The 20,973-nt window shown below is 38.2% G+C and carries 17 protein-coding genes and 1 pseudogene; 4 read left to right on the forward strand and 14 right to left on the reverse strand.

Annotated features, from left to right (window positions below; genetic code table 11):
- Positions 1-25: 25 nt before the first annotated feature.
- The 4 genes from KO561_RS19310 to KO561_RS19325 form a co-directional block, all read right to left on the reverse strand.
- Entirely contained in the window at positions 26-364 is a 339-nt protein-coding gene (locus KO561_RS19310; protein WP_231094936.1) for a hypothetical protein, read from the reverse strand.
- 227 nt (positions 365-591) lie between these two features.
- Positions 592-1,032, reverse strand: coding sequence for a hypothetical protein (locus KO561_RS19315; RefSeq protein ID WP_231094937.1), 441 nt, complete (start codon positions 1,030-1,032; stop codon positions 592-594).
- Positions 1,029-1,526 carry a hypothetical protein gene (locus KO561_RS19320; RefSeq protein ID WP_231094938.1) on the reverse strand — a complete coding sequence of 166 codons (498 nt, stop codon included), beginning with the start codon at positions 1,524-1,526 and terminating at the stop codon, positions 1,029-1,031. The genes KO561_RS19315 and KO561_RS19320 overlap by 4 nt, the downstream gene beginning before the upstream one ends.
- A gap of 208 nt (positions 1,527-1,734) precedes the next feature.
- A complete protein-coding gene (locus KO561_RS19325) occupies positions 1,735-3,096 on the reverse strand; it encodes a GntP family permease (RefSeq protein WP_231094939.1) in 1,362 nt (453 codons plus the stop codon).
- A 322-nt stretch (positions 3,097-3,418) separates the two neighbouring features.
- Here KO561_RS19325 and KO561_RS19330 point away from each other — a divergent pair, with 322 nt between their 5' ends.
- Positions 3,419-4,579, forward strand: coding sequence for an MFS transporter (locus KO561_RS19330; protein ID WP_231094940.1), 1,161 nt, complete (start codon positions 3,419-3,421; stop codon positions 4,577-4,579).
- Positions 4,580-4,639: 60 nt separating this feature from the next.
- On the opposite strand, the pseudogene KO561_RS19335 reads toward KO561_RS19330, so the two are convergent.
- Together KO561_RS19335 and KO561_RS19340 are read right to left on the reverse strand one after the other, a co-directional pair.
- Positions 4,640-5,435, reverse strand: a pseudogene (locus tag KO561_RS19335) (HAD family hydrolase).
- Between the two features lie 278 nt (positions 5,436-5,713).
- Positions 5,714-8,923 (reverse strand): DEAD/DEAH box helicase, encoded by a 3,210-nt coding sequence (locus KO561_RS19340; RefSeq protein ID WP_231094941.1) that lies wholly within the window; start codon positions 8,921-8,923, stop codon positions 5,714-5,716.
- A 373-nt stretch (positions 8,924-9,296) separates the two neighbouring features.
- Here KO561_RS19340 and KO561_RS19345 point away from each other — a divergent pair, with 373 nt between their 5' ends.
- On the forward strand, positions 9,297-10,688 hold the full coding sequence (locus KO561_RS19345; protein ID WP_231094942.1) for a branched-chain amino acid transporter BcaP: 1,392 nt from the start codon (positions 9,297-9,299) through the stop codon (positions 10,686-10,688).
- 581 nt (positions 10,689-11,269) lie between these two features.
- Here KO561_RS19345 and KO561_RS19355 read toward each other — a convergent pair.
- The 4 genes from KO561_RS19355 to KO561_RS19370 form a co-directional block, all read right to left on the reverse strand.
- Positions 11,270-11,959: an ABC transporter permease gene (locus KO561_RS19355; RefSeq protein ID WP_231094943.1), complete on the reverse strand. Its 690-nt coding sequence runs from the start codon at positions 11,957-11,959 to the stop codon at positions 11,270-11,272.
- On the reverse strand, positions 11,952-12,878 hold the full coding sequence (locus KO561_RS19360; RefSeq protein WP_231094944.1) for an ABC transporter ATP-binding protein: 927 nt from the start codon (positions 12,876-12,878) through the stop codon (positions 11,952-11,954). The genes KO561_RS19355 and KO561_RS19360 overlap by 8 nt, the downstream gene beginning before the upstream one ends.
- A gap of 87 nt (positions 12,879-12,965) precedes the next feature.
- Positions 12,966-13,910 (reverse strand): sensor histidine kinase, encoded by a 945-nt coding sequence (locus tag KO561_RS19365; protein ID WP_231094945.1) that lies wholly within the window; start codon positions 13,908-13,910, stop codon positions 12,966-12,968.
- Positions 13,907-14,602, reverse strand: a complete 696-nt coding sequence (locus KO561_RS19370) for a response regulator transcription factor (RefSeq protein WP_331000813.1) — start codon at positions 14,600-14,602, stop codon at positions 13,907-13,909. Before KO561_RS19370 ends, KO561_RS19365 begins: the two co-directional genes overlap by 4 nt.
- A 527-nt stretch (positions 14,603-15,129) precedes the next feature.
- Here KO561_RS19370 and KO561_RS19375 point away from each other — a divergent pair.
- Positions 15,130-15,981 (forward strand): alpha/beta fold hydrolase, encoded by an 852-nt coding sequence (locus KO561_RS19375; protein WP_231094946.1) that lies wholly within the window; start codon positions 15,130-15,132, stop codon positions 15,979-15,981.
- The gene (locus tag KO561_RS19380; protein WP_231094947.1) at positions 15,974-17,185 is read left to right on the forward strand and encodes a SpoIIE family protein phosphatase; all 1,212 of its coding nucleotides are present in this window, start codon (positions 15,974-15,976) and stop codon (positions 17,183-17,185) included. The genes KO561_RS19375 and KO561_RS19380 overlap by 8 nt, the downstream gene beginning before the upstream one ends.
- Before the next feature lie 259 nt (positions 17,186-17,444).
- On the opposite strand, the gene KO561_RS19385 is transcribed toward KO561_RS19380, so the two are convergent.
- Genes KO561_RS19385 through phnD form a run of 4 tightly spaced genes read right to left on the reverse strand, consistent with a single transcriptional unit; the run spans position 17,445 to position 20,931 of the window.
- Positions 17,445-18,305: a PhnE/PtxC family ABC transporter permease gene (locus KO561_RS19385; protein ID WP_231094948.1), complete on the reverse strand. Its 861-nt coding sequence runs from the start codon at positions 18,303-18,305 to the stop codon at positions 17,445-17,447.
- The gene (locus KO561_RS19390; RefSeq protein WP_231094949.1) at positions 18,305-19,090 is read right to left on the reverse strand and encodes a PhnE/PtxC family ABC transporter permease; all 786 of its coding nucleotides are present in this window, start codon (positions 19,088-19,090) and stop codon (positions 18,305-18,307) included. Before KO561_RS19390 ends, KO561_RS19385 begins: the two co-directional genes overlap by 1 nt.
- Positions 19,080-19,868, reverse strand: a complete 789-nt coding sequence (gene phnC, locus KO561_RS19395; RefSeq protein ID WP_231094950.1) for a phosphonate ABC transporter ATP-binding protein — start codon at positions 19,866-19,868, stop codon at positions 19,080-19,082. Before phnC ends, KO561_RS19390 begins: the two co-directional genes overlap by 11 nt.
- 28 nt (positions 19,869-19,896) lie before the next feature.
- A complete protein-coding gene (gene phnD / locus KO561_RS19400) occupies positions 19,897-20,931 on the reverse strand; it encodes a phosphate/phosphite/phosphonate ABC transporter substrate-binding protein (protein WP_231094951.1) in 1,035 nt (344 codons plus the stop codon).
- Between the last annotated feature and the right edge of the window lie 42 nt (positions 20,932-20,973).

The raw sequence follows: 20,973 nt of genomic DNA on the forward strand, positions 1-20,973 counted from the left end.
ACATCGGTTTATTGGAGCTTCATTTTTACTGTTCTAGGAGCCTTTTCATTTGAATAATCTTTGTACTCAGTATGTCATTGCATTTGGGGACATGTCTTTTTAAGAATGGGATAATATCATCCACATATTCTTCGACGTTCTTCTTATTTTCTTCGCTTTCTAATAAGTTCAGTACGAATCTTGCAAGCACATGTGATTCTAAGGCAGCGTTAGTCGTGTTCAGTGTTGGCCTGGAAATAGATACGATTTCTTCCGTAACGATCTCCTCCGATAACGGCAAGAGCTCATTCTGAATAGACTGTTCAACATTTTCTTTTGAGTGTACTCTTATCACGCATTCAGCGTAAGTAATAACTTCAATCACTTGAACCGCCTCCGAAACAATCTAGTAGTCTTATTATATCATATGTGGCCGATAGAAAGGTGCTAGTCACCACCCGAAAAATCTTGTTTCACAGGAAGGAAACTATCTTCTAAATATATAAAATATCAAACCTTTTTGAAGTATAATATCTGGAAGCATAGTCAATTTAATATAGGGAAATAGATACAAAAAAGAGCAATCCCTGTTAGTAGAATTGCTCCCTTATTTCATTCCGTTATGATGGTCTTGTCTTTTTTATTTCCTAGTATAAAGATCACCCACCAGTAGATCAGGTACAAGTAACCAAAAATGGACGGCCAAGCGTTATTAGGATTGCCCTTTCCCTGTATTGCGTCTAGTATATCGTTTGGATTAATGGTTCCGCACACAAGAATTAGAATGCAAATTCCAAGAGAGACAAAAGACTGCTTTATATTTATCTTCATAAAGAGACTCACTATATTTGTAATGATGGTTGCAAAAGGTAAAAACCAACTTATTAGAATTAGCGCAGCATAAAAAATCCAACGAAGAATCGGAATGAATATGATATGTAGAACCACAATAACTATCAAAAGGACATATAAAGACATATCCTTTCTCTTGTGCATTTCTATTTCTTCTAATTCTTCCTTTTTTCGATTCTCTTGATCATTACATTCTATCATTTTACCTCTCCTCTAAGAAAACGGTAAAGATACACAATCACTCGTTTTGCAAGACCAGGATTAAATAGTAACCAATAGAAGAGATAAACATAGCCAATAAATGATAACCAAATCCATATCGACCTTTCCTTTAGTTGATGTAAGAAAAATTCCGCTTCGGATGGGCCAAATCCGTGTCTGTTCACGTTATTTAACACCTTAATGAAAACAACAACAACTATTGCTGCAATAGATAGCTTCCAGTTTAGTTTTAGAATAAGGCTACCTATAGCTAGAGGTAGTATGATGAACGGCAAATAGGTAAGAACCCAAATAATCACGAAAAGAGAGAAAATATAGGGTAGAAAAAGAAATCCATATCTATTTAAAAACTCAATTTCCACAAAAATGATAAAAAGTACATATAGTATCACTAATGCAAATAGAAACCTAAACTTTTCTTCCCTCTTTTTCCATTCTGATTCTCGCTCTATTTTTCGATTGGTATTTTCCATATTTAAAGTCTCCTTAATAAGGATGTAAAGAACGATGTATTTGATATGTCTAAGTTTCTTTATTTTACCATTTATTTTCTAGTTCTTTGTGATAAATTTTAACCATGAAAAAAGTAGTTCAATTTAGGTTGGATAGTTGTTCCAAAATTGAACTACTTTCTTTAATTGTTTCTATTGCGAGTCACCCACTGCTCTTACGCCTTTTCCTTTATATAAAGAAACTAATCCCTAATGTAATACCAAACCCTACAAAGGCAATGATTGTCTCCATCACAGTCCAAGACTTTAGTGTATCTTTTTCAGACATTCCGAAGAATCGGTTTACCATCCAGAAACCAGAGTCATTCACATGGGATGCAATGGTTGCGCCAGATGCAATCGTGATGACTAATAGTGCCAACATCGGTCCTGAAATTCCTAGTGTTTCAATAACCGGTGTAATTAAGCTGGCTGCAGTCACCATCGCAACGGTCGCGGAACCTTGAGCGATACGTACTGCAGAAGCAACCAAGAATGCAAATACAATAATTGGAACATTTAAATCACTCATCGTATTCGCCAACACATCCCCAATACCTGTTTCCACAAGAACCTGACCAAATATTCCCCCAGCACCTGTAATTAAAATAATGATACCAGCTGGTTCTAATGATTTAGTTGCAATTTCTTGAATATCACTTATCGTATAGCCTCTTTTCGTCCCTAGTATATAAAAGGTTAAAAGTGCCGTGATTGTGAGAGCGACACCTGGATTCCCAATGAATACGACAACTTGTAGCAAAGCACTACCCTCAGCTAAGAACAAACTAGAAAACGTGTTTAGGAGAATCAGAAATAATGGTAGTAAGATAAGACTAGCAATAACTCCGAAACCAGGAAGCTCTTTATCGTATTGCTTTCCTTTCGCTTCCTCAGCCATGTTTTTCAGCATGATTTTAGGAACTTCTACATGAATTTTCTTGGAAATATACGTACCGAAAATCGGACCCGCAATAATGGCGGCAGGAATCCCTGCAATTAGTCCGAACAGGACAACCCAACCAATATTTGCACCTAATAAGGATGCCACAGCGATTGGACCCGGTGTAGGTGGGACAAAACTATGTGTTACAGCTAAACCTGCAAGTAGTGGAATTCCATAAAATAATAGAGACTTTTTTGTTTTTTGTGCGAGGCTGTATAAGATAGGGACTAGAATAACGAAGGCAACATCTAGAAAGACTGGGATTGATATGATAAAACCTGTTAATGCGAGCGCCCAGTTTACCCGCTTTTCTCCAAACTTGTTCATTAAAGTAAGAGCTAAACGTTCCGCACCACCTGATACCTTAAGAATTTCCCCAAACATCGCTCCAACACCGATAATGACAGCTATTTCCCCAACGGTTCCACCCATTCCATCTTGTACTGCTGTAAAAATTTCCCCAGGGCTCATGCCAGCCAGTAAACCAACCACATAACTAACAGCGATTAATGCAATGAACGCTTGTAGCTTAACACGGATGACTAAAAACAATAAAAGTGCAACACCAAAAACAGCAAGTAACGTCAATCCTAAAGTTGATGTCATTCTGCTTTCCTCCTCTAACAAAGTTAAACCTACATTCGCAAGCCAAGGCAAAGAGTTTTCAGTACTCCGATACAACACTCATCGGATCAGGTATCTCATATACCCTATAAAGCATGGCAGCTTACAACTATATATGTATGTGGTTAACATTTTTGTCAGAATAGGACTACCTGCGTGTTTTTTCTTAAGGGATGGTTAAAATTAGTTCGTATTTAACCAATAAAAATAAACACTTTTCAACAGTTGAAAGATGTGACACGGCTGATTTCTGCAACTTATGATATGATTTCCTTAGATTAACAAACAGAAGGTGGAACCCACATTGAATACGAAAAAAGTCTTTCCCGTACTTGTTGCGGTTATGTTTCTTGTTATGGTTGGCTTCGGAATTATTATTCCTGTACTTCCTTTTTATGCAGAGGAGCTTGGTGCATCACCAACCGAGCTTGGTTTATTAATGTCTATATATTCTTTGATGCAACTTATATTCGCTCCAATGTGGGGTCGTCTTTCGGATCGGATTGGTCGTAAGCCTATCATGATGATCGGCATTTTTGGACTTGCTCTATCTTTTTTCATCATGGCACTGTCCACAAACCTATGGATGCTATTTGTTGCCAGAATCATTGGAGGCATATTGTCAGCAGCTAACATGCCAACCGTCATGGCTTATGTTGCGGATATCACAACAGAGGAAGATCGCGGTAAGGGGATGGGATTGATCGGGGCCGCTACTGGTCTTGGATTTATTTTTGGTCCGGCTATTGGTGGAGGGTTTACAAATATTAATTTACATACCCCTTTCTATATCGCCGGCATCTCATCTATAGTCACTTTTTTCTTAGTTTTATTTGTCCTAAAAGAATCCTTAGCGGTTTCACATAACAAAATCGATAAAGGTAAAGCCTCCTTAAAAGAGGTGTTACGCGGACCTTTATCCATGTTGTATTTCCTACAATTCTTTGTCTCTTTGTCCCTATCTGGCTTGGAGGCTACTTTTGCTTATTTCTCTGCGAAACAAGCAGGACTAGATTCGGTTACATTAGGCTATATTTTTATGATTATGGGGCTTGCAAGTGCGGGCGTACAAGGCTCTATGGGGAAACTGACTAAAAAGTATGGGGAAGCTAAGATTATCCAAGCTGGAATTCTAGTTTCTGCTATCGGTTTCGGACTAATTCTTTTCACGCAGAACTTTACAACTGCAGCTATTTTCCTAGCAATATTCGGTGTTGGGAATGGTGTCATTCGCCCAAGTGTTTCTTCTTTATTAACAAAACTGTCTAAGTCCGGACATGGAAGTGCCACTGGCTATTTATCTTCCTTCGACTCTCTCGGAAGAATAATAGGACCTATATTAGGAGGCTGGCTTTACTCCTTCACTATAGGTCTGCCTTATGTCACTGGCATTCTATTATCCCTGATCGCCTTAATCCTATTCCGGATCTATGTAGTGAGATCCAATCAGCAGCTTGATCATTAACAGTGCGAATGGGCTTGCCAATTAAGGAAAAGGACGGATAACTTTTGCTTTGAAAATCTATTACAAAGACAATATTTGAATAATCGTCTTTAAAACCCCATCTTCTTCATTGGATCGGGTAATATAATTCGCCGCTTCTTTTAATTCATCAACTGCATTGCGGACCGCAAAGCTGTATGTAGCACGATCCATGAGTTCTAAATCATTGTAACCATCTCCGAATACCATTGTTTCTTCGGGAGTAACATGTAATAGCTTTTGTAAGTGTTCAACAGTTGTACCCTTATGAACATTAGCATTAGCTATATCTATCCATGCCGCCTCCGAAGCAACAATATAAGCGGATTCAAAAAACGGAGATAATCTTTCCCTGGTTTCCATACACCTTAATAATGGGTCGTGAATGGTAATCTTAACAAAGTCATCTTTTATTTCATTGAAATCCGATACTTGTCTAACCTGTGCATAGGACCTCCTGACAATAGCCGCTTCTTCAGTGGGTGTCGTATCTTTTATGACAGCACCCGTTCTAGTACAGGCAATAATCGTATGTTCGAGGCTTATTTCCTCAAGCATATGGATAATTTTCAATCCTAATTTATTACGAAGCAAAGATTCGTAAACAAATTCTCCATTATGCTTGATTCGAGTTGCACTATCCCCTAAAATCCATAAATCATCTGCATCCTCACCAAATAACTCTTCTACCCGTTCACATTGCTTAACCAGTAACCGGAGCAAAAACAACTCCTTTTTCTTTCATTAACCTTTTTACATCCTTGTAAAGTTCCCTGTTGAAATCTCCGTTATTATTCAAGAACGTTCCGTCCATATCCGTTAGCACCAATTTAATCATAATGTCTCCCCCTCGTATAAAAGATCTCTTTATTAACTTAATTGTATCTGCATGGAGTAAGACAGTACATTGTTCAGAAGATTTTAGTTAAGATTTACACAATAGGGAGTTTGTTACATACATGTAACAACACGTTTCTCAAATCTCCTTGCTGTATTGGAAAAGAGTTTAACAAGGTATTATTTATGAAAAAACACTCCGGTGATTTACGGAGTGTCTTATTAGAAATGGTACTTCATTCTTTGCATGGTACCCTACTTAAAATCCCCTAACTTAATCTACAACATCAATATTTCCTTAATATCCTCTTCGGTAAGCGTAGACCGCGAATTTTCTTTAGCACCAATAACTTCCTCCATTAAATCTCTCTTTTTCACTTGCAATTGATTCATTTTTTCCTCAATTGTACCGCGGGCCACAAGCTTAATCACCTCAACAACATTCGCTTGACCAATTCGATGAGCACGATCAGCTGCCTGTTGCTCAACAGCTGGGTTCCACCAAATGTCGTATAGGATAACGGTATCAGCACCCGTTAGATTAAGGCCTGTACCACCTGCTTTTAAGGAGATGAGGAATAAATCACGTTCACCAGCATTAAAACGATTGCATATTTCCACTCGTTCTTCTGATGGGGTTTGTCCATCAAGGTAGAAAAAAGGTAGCCCTTGAATAGCTAAATCTTTCCCAATAATCTTAAGCATTTTCGTAAACTGTGAAAAAATTAACACCCTTCTTCCAGAAAGCCTTGATTCCTCTATAATCCGCATCAGTTGTTCAAATTTAGCTGAGCTTCCTTTATAGCCATCAACAAACAAGGCTGGGTGACAACAAATCTGCCGTAATCGAGTCAAGCCAGCAAGAATCCTAATACGATTTTTTCGGAGAGTATCTCTATCCAGATGCTTTAACGTATCGTGTTTAAGCTTCGACAAATAGGCGGCATATAACTTCTTCTGTTCAGGAAGCAACTCCATGGATTCGGTTAATTCTCTTTTTCCAGGAAGCTCTGCTAGTACATTTTCTTTTAACCTACGAAGTAAAAAAGGACGTGCCCTGCGTGCAATCTTTTCCCTTGGGAGGTCACTATATTCCTTTAACCCAAGGAAAAGCTCAGGAAACACAACATGGAATATAGACCAAAGCTCCTCCAACGAATTCTCTACAGGCGTACCAGTGAGAGCAAATCGGTAATCTGCTTGTATCTTTTTTACTGCTCTTGCTGTTTGTGTAAAAGGGTTCTTAAAGGCTTGCGCCTCATCAAAAAACGCAGTGTGAAAGGACTGTTTTTCGTACCATTGTATGTCACTGCGTAACATGGGATAGGAGGTAATGACGACATCCTTATCCATTACATCTTTCCGTATTTTAGACCGTTTATCTTTATTCCCATCCACAACAATTGCTTGTATCTCTGGGGTGAATTTCTTACATTCACTAAGCCAGTTATACGTCAAAGACGCTGGGCAAACAATGAGAACTGGGCGTTTCCTTTCGCGGATATTGGGAAGTTCCGAAAGAATGAACGCAATACTTTGTAGCGTTTTCCCTAACCCCATATCATCCGCTAGAATTCCTCCAAATCCATAGCTAGCCATTGTTTTCATCCATCTGTACCCATGTTTTTGATAGTCTCGCAATATGGAATCTAAGCTTTTTGGAACTGCGAATGCCCTTTCATCTGGACTTTTAAGTTTCTCAAGGAAATGCCGGAACGATTCCTCTATGGTGAACGTACTACTATCATCAACAGAATCCAGAAGCCGAAGCCCCCTGACAATCGGTACGTCAAATCCACTTTCCAGGTCTTCATCCTGTACAGGAGCTGCATGCAAAAAACGCCTGATTTCTTCAAATTCTCTCGTCTCCAGGGACAAAAGTGATCCATTCCGCAAACGGTAGTACTTCCGTTTCTCCTCTAGTTCCTTTAGAATCTCCCGTATTTCTTTTTCAGGAATACCATCCATCTCAAACTTGAATTCCAACCAATCGGTCCGTTCCTTTTTATACTTTATCCGGATTTTCGGGAAAGCTTTGTCTCTGACAACCCGATTTCTGACTGCTGTAGTTGCATATATTTGTACAAGCTTTTGGAGCATCGGAGTGACATGTTGCAAAAACTCATATTCCAATTCTTCATTATGCAAAAAGTACCCTTCATCTGTTTTGGTAAACGAGCTATCATCCATTAGCTTTAGGATCTCGTTTTCCTTTCCCACATCCCTTATCACGATATATTTATTTTGGATTTCCCGACTTTCTAAGGGATTGATCACAATATTTCCATAGTGAAATTCCAGTCCGGCAAGTAGGCGATTTTTCACCCGGTCCAAATATAGCTTGGCAGATAGTGGTGTCTTCTCAAGCCGTTGCGTCATACCTTCCGATAGTCGGACATCTCCCAGCTTCCTCAACCCTGGAACTACCTTTTCCATAAAAAAATTCATTTGGTCACGTGGAATCGGAATTTGATTCGTTCCTGAATCGTCTAACATCTGTTTCAGTTCGGAGAGACGCTTATTTTCCTCATCTCTCAACTGGATCAATTTCCCATCATATAGAACGACTTTATACGAATTCAACACAACCATCCGATTTATTCCTTTAATCTTCACTTTATAGTCTCCACTTGCTGTTTCTGCAAAGTCAAACTGAAGTGGAAGCTCTTCTTCCAAAAAATGAAAACCTTCGAACGTATTCCCGTCATACTCCATCCTTACCAACGGCGCTCGTGTAAGTAAAGGGATAAGCCGCTCTCCAGAAGAAGGGGGAATAAGTAACAGATGGTTATCGATTGTGTAGTCAAAGCTATCCGGTAACGAGTCCACATACATTTCTTCATCATGGATCACTGGAATAAGCCGCTGAATAACCGCATCCGTTTCTTTTGGAAAGCAATGAAGAGCAGGGTCATAGGTGAATGATGGGGACAATGTGCATAAATTTCCTGTTTTTACTTGCCTCAGGAAGTCCCTTATATTTTTAATTTTTATAGGACCAATGGTCATTTCTATTCCAAGAAGATACTGTTTCCCGTCTACGGAGACGGGTTTACATGTAAACACTAAATCAAGCACTTGCCGATTTTCAAAGTGAAGCTGGTGGCCGCTTGAACGGGTACGTTGATTATTGAAAATAGACATCAGACCTTCAGTTAGAGCTTGATTTGCTGAAGCATTTGTATGAACGATAGGAATAGTATTATGACGCTGGTGATCGTATATAGCCAGTAAAACTGCCGCAATATGTTGACAATCGTTTTTAACGGAAACTAACGTTGGGCAGGTGCAATTTGTGCGAAAGCCACCGTTAGAATCTTTTTCTATCGTGACAAGTATATCCTGCAGTCCAGTAATTGTTGCACTACAACGATCAGGACTGTAATCTTCAAATGTTACTTTATTAGCACGATAAAAAGAGTCACCTTTTTTGAAGGAGACTGTACCGCACATTTCTTTAATGATTTTTTGATTTAATGTAATATCCAAGTGCTTTGCTCCTTCCTAAGGAAACTCGCTTTGTTTTCAATGATAATTCTATGTTTAGCTCCAATTGATACTCTGAACCAATACTAGTATAGAGGAGGTTTTGCATAAACCATTATAGTGATTACGATCTTAATTATAAGGGGATAAAATTTTTACAGCAATTTTTGTTATATCGCGACTACTTATGGTGCGTTCCCAAAGATGCATATATCTCTCCTTTTGTGTGTACTTCCAATAGACCATTCAAGTCTTCAACTTTATTTTAATCTCTTATTATTCCATAAGAATATTCGTAATCCATCAATATCCATTGACCTTCAAGAAATAAACATATAGAATTCTTTACATCTTTTCAAAAAAATGAGGGTACAGTATGAAAAATGTATTATTTAGGAAAAAGAATCTCGAGGAATTATTAGAAAGAAGAGGAGATATCCAGCTACGACAATCGTTAGGAGCATTTGATCTAATCCTCCTTGGAGTAGGTGCCATTGTCGGAACAGGTATATTCATTCTTCCTGGGACAGTAGCTGCCGAGCACGCTGGACCATCAATAGTTTTTTCCTTTATTATAGCTGCTATTGTCTGTGCATTAGCCGCTATGTGTTATTCAGAGTTTTCTTCATCCATACCAGTAACGGGTAGTGCATATACGTATGGATACATTGTATTTGGAGAATTAGTCGCTTGGTTAGTAGGATGGGCTTTGCTGTTAGAATATGGCTTAGCGGTTGCAGCAGTTGCAACTGGTTGGTCTGCTTATTTTAGTGCTTTGTTAGAAGGGCTTAATATTACCATTCCAAAAGCCATCTCTGGATCTTTTAATCCCGCAGATGGAACCTATGTGAATTTGCCGGCTATAGCCATTATATTTGCCATTGCATCTTTGTTAACGCTCGGAATAAAAGAATCTACGAAATTTAATACGATCATGGTATTTATTAAAGTAGGTGTAGTTTTCTTATTTATTGGAGTAGGTCTTTTTTATGTGGAGCCTGCTAATTGGCAACCATTTATGCCGTTCGGAATGGATGGTGTAATGAGTGGCGCAGCCCTTGTTTTCTTCGCTTATCTTGGGTTTGATGCTGTTTCGTCAGCTGCTGAAGAGGCAAAGAATCCACAACGCAATATGCCAATTGGAATTATTGGATCCTTATTTATTTGTACAATACTTTATGTAGCAGTTTCGCTTGTTTTGACTGGGATGGTTTCTTATACAAAGCTAAATGTGAGTGACCCGGTTAGCTATGTTATGCAGATCGTTCATCAAGATTGGGTGGCTGGCGTTATTTCTCTTGGTGCTGTTGTGGGCATGATGACTGTTATACTTGTTATGACATACGGCGGAACGAGACTTCTTTACGCGTTTGGCCGCGATGGATTGCTGCCCAAAAGCATGTATGAGCTTAGCAAAAAATATAAAACACCCGTCAAAAATACGTGGGTATTTGCAACACTTGTGGCTTTTTGTGCCGGTTTCGTTCCGTTATCTAAACTAGCAGAACTAGTAAACATAGGAACATTACTTGCATTTGCAATCGTTTCGATTGGAGTTATTTACTTAAGGAAAAATAAGAGTACACCATCCAATGGTTTTAAAGTGCCTTTCTTTCCTTTTTTACCAATTTGTTCATTCCTATTATGTTTATTTTTAATTACTCAGCTCTCTGTTCATACATGGATTGCTTGCGGTATTTGGTTTGTATTTGGACTACTCTTTTATTTTGCTTATGGTAAAAAGCATAGCGTAATGAATGAAGGATAAGAGCAAGAAGTGAGCTTATGTTGTTATACAGAGACAGTGTTAGCATACCTTGATGACAAGGGGTTAGAGGGTGGACACTTCAAAATTTCTGTTATGGATGCCTTTGATTATCGTACAAAGGACCCTCGAACAAAATTGGAGACCTTTTGATATATTGTGAAGTGGATTAATTCGTTAAAGAAATGAATCAACCTTAAATACACCCCATAAGATAACCAAATCTTTGGGGTGTTTATACATATTGTTGCAAAAAAGAAAGAAGCGATCTTCTTCTTGGACACTAATCCACTTCACAGCTGTGAATTTCTCCATGGCTCATTCGCCACCAAAACGGGCGACTCCAGAGTCCTTTTTACCACCAAAGGAAACATGTGCTTCTTCATTTACAAACTGATCTCAGCTAAATAAAGGGAGATTCCATGGACAAATACTGTTACTCTAACTTTCTATCCAAACCCTTCTCCCTTCGGTTAACTACTGTCAAAATTGAGATTCTGTAAAGTAAAAAACCGCACCTACTTATGGCGCGGTTACTATGGTACAAATATAAGTGTAAACGGTTCGGTCTCGAAATGAGTGACCTAAAAATCCTTCCTCACTGCTTTACTTATAACTAAGTAAGCCACTAGAAAACCAATGACTCCAAGCATAATGGGTATGGCGGTAATAGAAAATAGATTCCCCCCACTTTCTCCAGTTGAAGATAAAATCGCAACAATGAGAATAGAAGAAGTAATAGTTGCTGGAACAGAGTATTTAATCATTCCAAAGAATAAAGGAATAAGGGACATTCCAGCACATGCCAGGGCTATACTAATGATGTGAGCTGCTTCATTCGTGAATAGCTCTGTTGTTAGAGGTACTGCGGTTAAAGCATACATGTTATTAAGGATAAAAAAACTAAAAAACACAATACCAACCGAAATAACAATAAAGCAAAAGGTCAAGAAACTAACAATGATTAATTTTGACAAAAGAAGCTTTTTCCTATTAATTGGGTACATGAACAGTACAGAAATGGTTTTATTCTTAAACTCTTCCACAATCATATTGGAAAGTAAAACAGATGCATGAATAACAAAAGCTGCTACAACTAATAGTTTAATCAACATCATGATATCTTCAGGGTTTGCATAAAACTCTGCAACAGCCTCTGGATCTATAGAAATCAATAGAAGCATGCCGATAATTCCTGCATTTATCAATAAAAAATTCAATAAAACACCTTGAACATTCATTCTTCTCATTTCCAACTTTATAAGGTTAAGCATGATGATTACCCCCTCCTATAAGTTGTAAGAAATAATCTTCAAGTGATTGATTTTTCTTATGGATTGCATCAATTTCTATTTCATTTCGAACCATAGCTTGTATAATATCATCCTGAGATGTATTACGATCATATATTTTTATTAGCCCTTTATCATCTATCACTCGAAAATTAACCACCTTCAACTCGTTTTCCAGGACAAAAGCAGCTTTTGAATAGTCAGTTACTAATAACTCCAAATGCTCCTCCTGTTTTCCGCGAATATCCTTCATTGAAGTCTCTTCTACTAGTTTGCCTTCTCGTATGACACCGATTGTATCGGCAATTTGTTCAATTTCTCCAAGAATATGACTAGAGATTAAAAGTGTTATCCCATTTTCCCTGCTTAGCTTCAGAAACAAATCACGTAATTCATTCATACCAACAGGATCTAATCCATTCACTGGTTCATCTAATATAAGAAGATCCGGCTTCGTTATTATGGCTCTTGCAAGACCTAGTCTTTGTTTCATGCCAAGAGAAAACTCTTTAACAGGCTTAGCATCAACATTGACCAGGTTTACAAGATCCAGTGCCTCAGTAATTGCCTTTTTGTTATAGTAACCCATATATTCGCAATGAAGCTCCAGGTTCTTTTTTGCAGTGAGTTTTTCATAAAAAATGGGATATTCGATAATACTCCCTATTCTTTTTAGTATTTCATAGGAGGTGGGATGTACTTTTCCCCCTAATACTTCTATATCTCCTTCTGTCGGTTTCACAAGATTTGTTATCATTTTCATAACCGTTGTTTTCCCTGCTCCGTTCGGACCAAGAAAACCATAAATTTCACCACGCCGAACATTTAAATTAACATCTGAAACAACTTCTTTTCCCCGATAAGCCTTTGTTAACTGGTGGGTTTTAAGAATATATGTCATATAACAACCCCCTTACAAATATTTAGCCTTACTATATCAAAGGAAACTGTCTTATTAATTACTTAATCCTTACGTTTTTCTTACGTTTCAAATTTGTGTATCTTTAGATTTCTTGAACTTAATCGTGAACACTGTCCGTTTGAAAGGAATGCTGGAATATTCAATATGACCCTTCATCTGTTCGATTAGCCTTTTTGCAATCGTTAGGCCGAGACCATTTCCTTCTGCCGAGGAGCTTCTTGAGTCATCTAATGTGTACAACCTTTCAAAAATTCGATTAGCTTCTGCTTCTTTTATCCCTTTCCCTCGATCCCAGACATCTATAAAAACATGGTCACTATCTTGATGTAAAGTTAATCCAATTACTTTTCCGTCCTTCCCATATCTAATAGCATTTGATAGTAAATTCTCCAAAACCCGAGTTATGGCATCTGCATCTGCATAAAGAAGGATAGACTCTTTTGGAATATCAATTTCTACGTCAAAACCTTTGGAAGTTAGAGTATCATAGTATCCTAGTATTGTTTTTCGACATAGCTCATTTAAGTGAACCTTACTCCATTTCATTTGCCAGTCACCTGATTCAAGCCTTGCTAAATCAAAAAATTTATTTATCAAGCCTGCTACTTCCGTTACTTTCACTCCCACATTTGTCAAAAGTGCATCGCGATCTTCAGGTGTAAGTTTCTGATTATGCTGTATGGTCTCGATATATCCCGAAATTACAGTAAGCGGAGTCTTTAAGTCATGAGAAACATTGGATAACATACGATTCATTGAGATTCTCATTCGTGCATTGTCTGCCATAAATCCCTGATGAAAATCAAGCAAATCATTAGTTACAACTAAAAGCTCTCTAAGCTGCTTTTCATCCGTAAATAATAACAATCGTTCAGCAGATTTATTAGAAATAATTTGATTAAGTTTTTTAGAAATGTACTGCAAGCTTTGGTTCATCGTCTTCTTTAATCTATAAAACTTATAGATTATTATGAGCAAGAGAAGGAGAAGAACAGAAAGAATATATATCATCTATTTATCTCCATCTTGTAGCCGATGCCCCATATGGTCTTTATGTATGTAGGAGAAGAAGGATCGTCTTCTATTTTTCCGCGAAGCCTCCGGATATGAACATTTATAACATTATCATCTCCGTAATAGGTTTCCTTCCATATACTTTCAAAAAGTTGACCCTTCGTAAATACTTGATTTGGATTCGTTGCTAGCAAACTCAATATTTGAAATTCCTTTGCAGTCAAATTAATGTCCTTGCCATTTTTTAAGACGGTGAAGTTATTTAAATCGATAACAAGATCCAACACCTTTACGATCTGATTATGAGGATTGGACTGGCTATATTGCTTGGAACGCCGTAATGCAGCCTTAACTCTGGCAGTCATTTCTATTAGAGAAAATGGTTTCCCTATATAGTCATCTGCCCCGAAACCAAGTCCGAGCGCCTTATCTACATCACTATCTTTTGCAGACATGATCAAAATAGGTAACTGGCTATCCGTCCTTATTCTCTGTAAGATATCCAATCCGTTGGCAGAAGGAAGCATTAAATCAAGTATAATCAGATCAAATTTTTCTCGCAAAAAAAGATGGATAGCTTCCTCACCATCAAATGCTGATACAACCCTATATCCTTCGTTTTTTAGATGATTCGAAACCATTTCATGAATTTGCTCATCATCTTCAACTAGCAATATCGATTCATTCATGCCATCACCTCTTTCTTATTTTTTGAACGCACACTTTAATAATTGGTTAAATTATAATCTATTTAACTCGTAAAACAAGTGTTTATAGGTAATTGTGGATGAGCGTAGATTTCACTAACCCTCGGCCCACTGACATAAGAAAAGGATTAGGATCTTAAAAATAAGAACGATAAATCCGGATATCATACCATAAATTAAATAATGAGAATCCGTCACTTCAGGTAATGCTCCCGGTTCATCCATCACATCAGCGGATTTTCAGTTTTTTCCATAACCTTACACTTTAAGGCCCCCCATTTTAAAAGATTGCTCTCCTCCATAGAACAAATGTGTCATTGCTTGCGGAAGCTTTTTCGTATAGTTCTTGCAATGTATGACAGCAATCACTGAATTTTCATAAGATACAATCATAAGTATAAAAGAACAAATATATAACTACTTACATTTAGTAAACAAATTCCCCTCTTTTATCAATTAAATGTTATGATTTTAATAAACGTTTTTTTAAAAAAAGGGAGAGTTGGTTTGTGAACAGCCCAGATATACTAACTCGAAATAACGTGAATATAAAGGGAAATGGAAAGCAGCCTATCATTTTTGCTGCTGGATTTGGTTGTGACCAGACCGTCTGGAATCCTATACTAGAATCATTTGAAAAAGATTATCGAATTATTTTATTTGACTATGTAGGTCTAGGAAAGTCTGACATAAGTGCCTTTGACTCGGTTAAATATGGAAATTTATCAGGTTATGTACAGGATGTATTAGATGTTTGCTCAGCCTTAGATTTAAAGAATGCTATATTCGTAGGGCATTCCGTCAGCAGTATGATTGGAATATTGGCTTCCCTTCAGAAACCAGAGTATTTTTCCCAACTAATCATGATTGGGCCGTCTCCCTGTTACCTCAATGACCCACCTGAATATTTTGGTGGTTTTGAAGAAGAGGACTTGAAAGGTTTAGTTAATTTGATGGAGAAAAATTACATTGGTTGGGCAAACGCATTCTCTGCGACCCTTCTAAACAACTCGGAACGTTCTGATGTCGCAAATGAGCTAGAGGATCGCTTTTGCTCCACAGAACCTGCCGTCATTCGTGCATTTGCACAAGCTTGTTTCTTTGGGGATAATCGAAACGACTTACCTCATGTAACGGTACCCTCCCTTATTATGCAATGTTCAGAGGATGTTATTGCCCCAAGGAATGTTGGGGAATATTTAGCGAAGCACTTGCCTAGCAGTACGATTACATTCATGAATGCTATTGGTCATTGCCCGCATATGACTGATCCAGTAGAGACCGCTCTTATCATTCGAGACTTTTTGGAAAGTAATACGGAATCAATCATGAGGGAGGATATAGGTGCCCTCCATGAATGAACAATTAAATTATTTACCAAGTGGATTCATCACATTATCAAAGAATGGCATTATTCTATCCATTAATGAGACATTACTTCAAATCTTAGACTATTCATCGGAAGCGCTTATTGGAAAGCATGTTCATGCCATTCTACCTAACCCTGCTCGTATGTTCTTTCAGCTTTATTTCATTCCATTGATTATGAGAAAGCACTTAGTTGAGGAAATGTATCTCTCTATAGCTTCTAAAAACGGGGAAGAAATTCCGGTTTTAATCAATGCCTCTCTTCATAATGAAAAAGAGGAGGCGGTCATATACTGTGTCATTATTCCTATGCGAAACAGAAATGAGTTTGAGGATCAATTGTTACTCGCTAAAGAGTTGGCCGAGAACGCTTTCGAGGAAAAAAATGAAGCTCTAATTGAACTAGAGGACGCACTGAAAACGTTAGAGGATAAACAAGAGGAACTAAAGAAACTTAACCAACAAAATTTAATCTTTAAAACCAACACAGAAAAGGAATTACAACTTGCCAAGAAAATTCAGGAAACTGCCCTAACAAAGGATATTTCCAATGAAAAAGTCGATATTTTGTCCTTCTATCGTGCTTCCAATGAATTATCAGGGGACATTTATGGGTTCTATCAAATCAACCCTCATCAGTATGGAATTATATTATTGGATGTAATGGGACACGGGATATCTTCCGCTTTGATAACGATGTCTTTACAATCCTTGTTTCACCGATTAATATCACAAGGAGTAAGAGCTGAGGTCGTGATGCAGGAATTGGATAGTCATTTGCATGATCTGTTTCAAAATAACGAAAGCGCATGGCATTATTGCACAGCAATCTACCTCTTTGTTGACACGAAAAAGCAAACCATGGAGTTTATTAATGCTGGACATCCGCCTACGATTTTCCAAGATCCTGCAGGGCAACAATTAGAGCTTTATGCGACAAGCCCTCCATTAGGAACATTTGAAGGTATTCACTTTAAATCAAAAACACTTGATTATAAAAAAGGAGCTCGAATACTGCTTTACACGGATGGAGTCTCAGAACCTCTTGGGCAAGAAAATCTAAATCTTGCCTTACAAAGGCATGCAACACTGCCTCTATCCGTAACTAGAGAAAACATGATTGTTTCTCTTTCAAATGAAGCAAAAGATCCATATAAAAATGACGACCAGTGCTTTATCTTAATAGAATTGAAATAAGACGAGGGAACAACGACTCGTCTTATTTTAGTCGGTTTTCCTTTATAAAATCTTCAAAACCGTCGACTATATTTTTATCTAATCGGTTTTGATTATACTTTTCGTACTTCTGTAATGCCAATTGCTCCGAGTATTTTCGCTGAAACTTCACTCGCATATTGAATCGGACTCTATCACCTTCCCATGGTCTATATTTTCTCTAATATATTAAAATTTAGTGAACAAAAAGTAAAAAGGAAGCAAATGAACCTCTGCTTCCTTACTCATTGACCTTAAGTTTTTTCTTGAATTGGATGGCTACCACTTCAAGCAGAATAGCAATGGCTAAAATGAAATAAGTGATTGCCCCTATTTCTCTAATATCTAAATAGAAACTGCTGGCCATGAACATGTCAAAGCCGATTCCACCTGCACCAGCTGCTGCTCCCATCGCGATAGCAACCGCGAAATTAATTTCGAACCTAAGGAACGTCCACGAAATCATGTAAGTGAGCGATGATGGGATGACAGCTTGAAAGATAATCTGCCACCAGCTTGCCCCACTCGCTTGAAGGGCTTCGATGACCCCATTATCTAATTCCTCAAAGGACTCCGAATAAGCCTTCACTAAATAGCTTACCGAATGAAACGTCATCCCTATGACAGCCGCTACACTTCCTAGTCCTGCTGCCACCGCAAAGATTAATACCCATAAAACCGTTGGCACTGCTCTTATAAAAGCAACGACTCCCTTAATCACCGTAGAAACTCGTTTATTGGTTAAGTTTTCAGCAGCAAGTAATCCTAAAAACACAGCGATAATCGCACCAAACAAAGTTGTTAAAAAAGCCAAACCTAATGTTATAAAAACCTGATAAAGTGCGTGGGAAAACGTGAAATGCTCCAAATGTGGCCTGACAAACATCGCTTTAAGGTTTGAAACGGTAGCTATTACCGCTTCACCAAAATCGATATCTTTGTAGTCGAAACTAAAAAACGCGTACACCGTCAGAACTGCTAGGATTACAAGGGTACTTCTTATTACCACAGTGGATTTCGTCCACGTTTTTATTCTGATCTGTTTCTGTAGGGGAGGCTTCAATAATTGATTCGTCGGAGTCACTTGTTCCTTTACTTCCATTATAGAATCACCCTTCTTACGTAATTCGATACAGATTCAATGAATAATATCGCCACGATGATGGCGATGACAACCAAAGAGGCGACATCATAATTCAAACTTTTATAATACAGATTAAAGGTAAAGCCAATTCCTGAGCCAGTGAGCAAACCAATCAATGTGGCATTTCTTAAATTTGTTTCAATCATAAATAAGATCCAGCTAATCATTTGGGGAAGGCTAGATGGAATGACTGACTGAGAGATAATAGAAAAGTAGCTAGCACCGGTCGCTTTCAACGCTTCAACGGAGCCTCCACTGACTTCATCGATTGTTTCAACAAAAGCTCTCGTTAAAAATCCAAACGAACCAAAAAACAAAGCAAAATAACCGGTTAATGAGCTCTGACCAAATGAAAATAGTAGAATCATCGCCCAGGCAGCCACATCAATGTTCCGAAAGAGGGTGGCAACCCCTCTACTAATACTTCCAAAAAAGGCATTGATCCTCGTCGTATTTGATCCGATAATGGCAAATAGTAAGGCAAATAAAGCCCCTATAGTCGTTGCTGCAATCGAAACCAACAAAGTTTCGATAAGCTTCTCCAAAATATCAGGAAGCTTTGTTAAAGATTCCCCTGTTGGGTAAAAGTTCCCCAAGCCCCATACTACTGCCTTTGGAAGCGAAGCAAAGCCCTGGACGACATTGTACTCCGTAATCATAATAGCTAGGACCGTGACAACTCCTAACATAGAGAGGAAACCTAGTGAGTTCCGCCTCTTTTTTAAAAAGTAATCAGCTTGCATGGATGCCTCCTATATCAAAAAGAAGATCTTCTGCTTCCGAACCATAAATACGCTGAATATCTTCGCTTGTTATGTTTTGAGGCGAACCATTATAGACCACCTGTCCGTGATTAATCCCAATGATTCGATCCGAATACTTCATTGCCACATCCACTTGGTGCAGATTCACTAAAGCGGTAATGCCCATTGTGCTTGTAATATCTCTTAAGTGATCCATGATAATCTTGGCTGAATTGGGGTCAAGAGAGGCAATCGGCTCGTCACACAAAAGCATTCGAGGATTTTGGATAAGAGCACGAGCGATTCCGACTCGTTGCTTTTGGCCTCCACTCAATTGATCCGCACGCTTAAACATATGCTCATCCAACCCAAGGGCTTGTAAAATTTGAGCAGCTTGCCCTTTTTCTTCTTGACTATAAATACCGAGCACCCCTGCCAATGTTGATTTTTTCCCTAAATTACCGTGGAGGGTGTTCTCGATGACACTTAAACGATTGACTAGATTATAGTGCTGAAAAATCATCCCGATTTTTGTACGAACCTTTTTTAATTCTTTTTTCTTGAGGTTTATCACGCTCATGTTATCGAATGTAATTTCTCCGCTACTTGCATCAATCATTCGGTTGATACAACGAAGAAGAGTCGATTTCCCCGCCCCTGATGGACCGATTATCGAAACAAACTCTCCTTCATGAACAGAAAAGCTAACATCCGATAACGCCTTCGTATCACTACCAAATTGTTTGGACACATGGCTTACTTCTAACAAGGCTGTCATAGGTTAACTCTCCTTATTATTTGGCTCATTATTTCGAAAGCTCACGAATTGGGTTGAACCACTCATCTTCCACTTCCACTAAACGCTCATCTGCTGATTTTGTAAATAAACCCGAAAACTCAGAATCCTCTGGAACGAAAACCTTTTCGTTGTTCGCTATATCATCCGATGTCATTACTTCAAGTAATTCCGCTTGAAGGTCTTCGCCCACCGTCTCTGTATTGATTACAAATGGTGCATTTAATACCGGAGTAACAGAGATAAGCGAAAATTCTTTCCCTACAACCGTATCAAATGGTTCTGCTGCATCCTCTTTTACTTTATAAACCGCACCCGGTCTGTTTACTTCTCCATCAGAAAGCTCCACGTAATTGTTCACACATGTATCACAGAATGCCGCTACATCTGCTTTACCTGATAGAAGATTGACGGCAGAGCCTTGATGCGAACCTCCATATAAAACTTCACTGAAGAATTGACCTTCGCCACCCTCTAGCAAATCCTCCGTCGTTAGATCTTTGAACTCTTCCTTTTGACCGAAGTAATCCACGATTCCTGTTGATGGCACTTTAAAACCTGATGTTGAACTATTTGATACAAAGGAGAATTTCTTGCCTTGAATGTTATCAATCTCAAACTCATCACCATTTTTATAGGAATCGATATTTGCTTTATCTACTGCTAACCAACTATAATAAACCGCATCTTCTAAAGTACCGGACTCACCAGTAGGGACAACTAACGGAAGAACTTTTTCGTTTTTGTTATGTGCTTCAATATATCCTTGCGCTCCTAAGAAAGCCATATCCGCATTTCCATTTGCCACTGCCTCAATTGCAACAATGTAGTCTGTTGTTGTTTGATGCTCTACCTTTTTGCCTGTTTTTTCTTCGATTACTTTTCCAATTTCATCACGAGCTTCTGTAAGATCTGACCCAGATTCATTTGGAAGCCAGGCGATAGTAAGAGTATCTTTTTCATCTGTTGCTCCAGCAGAAGAGGAACAACCTGAAAAAATAACTAACATACTGAAAGAGAGTAAAGCTATTAACGTTTTTTTCATCATCAAACTCCTCACTCATTTTTTATTTCTTCACTTCCATAC

It is taken from the genome of Radiobacillus kanasensis (assembly GCF_021049245.1).
GTDB classification, from domain to species: domain Bacteria; phylum Bacillota; class Bacilli; order Bacillales; family Amphibacillaceae; genus Radiobacillus; species Radiobacillus kanasensis.